This window comes from Porphyromonas sp. HMSC077F02 (assembly GCF_001815465.1).
Classification (GTDB): domain Bacteria; phylum Bacteroidota; class Bacteroidia; order Bacteroidales; family Porphyromonadaceae; genus Porphyromonas_A; species Porphyromonas_A somerae.
Genome location: NZ_KV820679.1, coordinates 1 through 3,264 on the forward strand (window position 1 = coordinate 1; position 3,264 = coordinate 3,264).

2 protein-coding genes are annotated in these 3,264 nt (G+C 46.6%); both read left to right on the plus strand.

Annotated features, from left to right (window positions below):
• Positions 1 to 547 precede the first annotated feature (547 nt).
• A complete protein-coding gene (gene tpx, locus HMPREF3027_RS06785) occupies positions 548 to 1,045 on the plus strand; it encodes a thiol peroxidase (protein ID WP_018027473.1) in 498 nt (165 codons plus the stop codon).
• A gap of 1,442 nt (positions 1,046 to 2,487) precedes the next feature.
• Entirely contained in the window at positions 2,488 to 3,192 is a 705-nt protein-coding gene (locus HMPREF3027_RS06795) for a lysophospholipid acyltransferase family protein (protein WP_070707755.1), read from the plus strand.
• Positions 3,193 to 3,264 lie beyond the last annotated feature (72 nt).

The window sequence follows — 3,264 nt, forward strand, 5'->3', positions numbered from 1 at the left end:
AGTCACCCCATCACGCAGAATATCGGATGAGGCATAAAATTAATCTTTCTCATACATCTAAATATTACCTGTAGTCAATTCCTATCTCTGTATTTATTAATCCTCCTCTGGGATAAGGGGATAAATCAGCTTATCTTTATTAATTATTTGCTTATGTGGCGGTTTGTTGAAGAATTATTTCAAGCCGCACTGATAAAGATACTCAATTTAAGTTATATGACCATATTAATCTTGCTATTTAATCATTGATATCTATAAAGAAATTTCACGGTGGAGCATAGGCGGAAAAGCAGGCGGTTATTATCGGACAAGTCGGACAGGTCAGACAAGTCGGACGAGTCGGACGAGTCGGAAAAGCAAAACTACCACCATCGTGTCGTTCAGCAGACTAGTCCAGTTACTCGTTTGTCAGCTCCTCCGACTTGTCTGACTTGTCCGACTCGTCCGACTCGTCCGATTAGGTACCCAACTTTGAACCAATTGATAGCGATGGTTGTTTTATCTATAGGTACAAAATAATTCAATAACCAATTAATTAATAGTCAATATGGCACAAGTAACATTAGGCGGTAACGCCGTTCATACTGTAGGTGAGCTACCAAAGGTAGGCAGTGTAGCTCCCGACTTTACCGTGGTTTATGGTGACCTCTCTGAGGGAAAGCTCTCTGATTTCAGAGGTAAGCGTGTAGTGATCAACATCTTCCCAAGTATTGATACAGGGGTATGTGCACAGAGTGTTCGCACCTTTAATAAGCGTGCTTCTGAGGCCGATAATACTGTAGTACTTGGCGTGTCTCAAGACCTTCCTTTCGCTTTAGCTCGCTTCTGCGGTGCTGAGGGAATTGACAAGGTAAAGACTGGATCGCTCTTCCGTAGCGACTTCGGTAAGGAGTATGGCGTAAAGATGTCCGATGGTCCTCTTGCAGGTCTCACCGCTCGCTCTATCGTAGTGGTAGATGCTGAGGGCAAGGTGATCTACACCGAGCTGGTACCAGAGATTACCACGGAGCCAAATTACGATGCAGCTCTAGCTGCCCTCAAGTAATTTGAGTCTATAGTCTGAAGAATAAAGGGCTCTACGGCATTCGCTGTAGAGCCCTTTTGCTATGGTTCCCGTATTAAAAAGGTCTTACCGTATGAATATCAGCGGAGTGCCTATTTAGTAGGGATCTCTGCCGAGGTCCTCCTATCTATAAGTAGCTTTAAGGAATATAAGTTGGGGGTGCTTTGCAGAGGATGATATGCAGGACTTGTCTAATAAGTTTTATTTGAAAACTAAGAGGTCTCTTAGTAAGAAGGTTCTTAGTAAGAAGGCTCTTGGTAAATTGCGAGGTGAGTGTAGGGGCCACTTGAAGGGTTATTTATTATACTATAAATATTAAAAAAATATTAAATACTGTCCTGGAGTGGGGCTTTTTGAAGCTGTTTTGACTGTTGTGTGTATCGTATTGTGAACCAATAGGTTAGGAAGGTGGTTATTGAGTTGCATCTCAATGATCGGCGAGTTGCAACTAAGCATTTGCCGAGATGCAACTAAGCGATCGATTAGTTGCGTCTCGGCAAATGCTTTGATACGGTCTCAGATAATGCCGAGATAGGATCTTCGCTTTTTCTGACATATAATGTTGGTTATCAGATAGATGCAACAGTGAGTGCCCTTTTCCCCTATTTGTCTTGTTGTTTTTGGTTTATTTAACGAATCTTCGACACTTATTGGCGATGTAGGCAAGCCTGAGGGAGAAGCTTTGGTGTCGCAGGTTACGTGTATGTGCAACCCCTTCGGGGTAGTAGAATGGGGGGGGGCTATGTCTCTTCCCAACCTTCTCCTCAGCAGGCAGGCTTTGCCTACCTGCCGAGGGGGAAGGCTGGGTTATTAGGCCGTGTAAGCCCTTCGGGCTATCCAGCAGAGGTGTCTCATTCTTTGTGTGGATCTCTATGCCTTTGTGGATCATATTGTCAATGGAAAACCCCGGAGGGGTTTCATGGTCTAATAACCCAAGCTTCCCCCTGAAGGCGAGCGTTAGCAAGCCTGAAGGAGAAGCTTGGGTCGCGATGACACCAAAACCGCCTACCCCGAAGGGGTTGCACTTTGGTGTCACAGGTTACGTGTATGTGCGACCCCTTCGGGGTAGGAGATGGGGGACAAACGCCCCCGAACGAGCGGCGGGGAAAAAGGTACGATATATTATTTGATCCTTGTGGTCTCACAAACCCATTCAGGTGCGACCACAAGGGTCGTAGGTTTTCTGTGCCCTCGTAACCCGCCGGTCTTCGGCTCTATGAGCCTCGACCGGGGGCTATCTGAATGGCACCCTGTCGGGTGCTTTTTTAAGAATCTCCTGAGGCGTTCCTTACCATAGATATTCCGATTAATGCCACGTAGTAAGACATCGTCTAATTTGAAACATTTGGCAAGGGCACAGGTATTGATTGCCAACGGAGAATTGGGTATCTTTGGGCAGTTTTATCTGCTAAAAGCTCAAATAGATGATTATAAAGCGTATATTGTACACACTGTACACTATTCTTGTGGTGCTGCCACTCTTTTTGGTTCTGACGATTCTCACCGCTATAATTGCGGCTTTGGGAAGTATCCTTGGTGGCGAGCGTGTCTTTGGCTACTGGCCTGGTAAGATATGGAGTATCGTGACGCTGGCGTTGCTTTTGATCCCTGTAAAGGTGAGGGGGCGTGAGTACTTGCCCAAGAGTCGCCCCTCAGTGGTGACGCCCAATCACACCAGTGCAATGGATATCTTTCTGCTCTACGGATATGCTGGTGTGCGTTTTAAGTGGGTATTGAAGGGGTCGCTTCGCAAGCTCCCTTTTGTGGGTTGGGCGTGTGAGAAGCTTGGCTTTATCTTTGTGGAGAATACCCCATCTGGTGCTATTCGTGTGGTGAAGGATTGTGAGAAGGCGATTGCCAATGGGTATCATATCTTTATGTTCCCAGAGGGGAGCCGTACCCTTACTGGGCATTTGGATAAGCTGCGTAAAGGGGCCTTTAGGGTGGCTACTGAGATGGGTGCCCCTATCGTGCCTGCCAAAATCTCGGGTGGGTATGAGATCCTTAAGCGTGGTACCTATCTCCCCAAGTGGGGTCGACTGGAGGTGCAGTTTTTCCCTGCCCTTGAGACAACCGAAGGGGCTACGATTGAGGAGCTGATGCAGAAGGTAAAGGAGTGCATCCAATAAGAGACGTCCAAAAGGGTTTATACATAAGAAATAGACCGGTAGGACCTCGGCAGAGGTCCCTCTTAAATAGGC

Bases quoted from the DNA above. Each gene is read 5' to 3' on its own strand.
- tpx (WP_018027473.1), top strand. From the start codon at position 548: ATGGCACAAGTAACATTAGGCGGTAACGCCGTTCATACTGTAGGTGAG.
- HMPREF3027_RS06795 (WP_070707755.1), top strand. From the start codon at position 2,488: ATGATTATAAAGCGTATATTGTACACACTGTACACTATTCTTGTGGTG.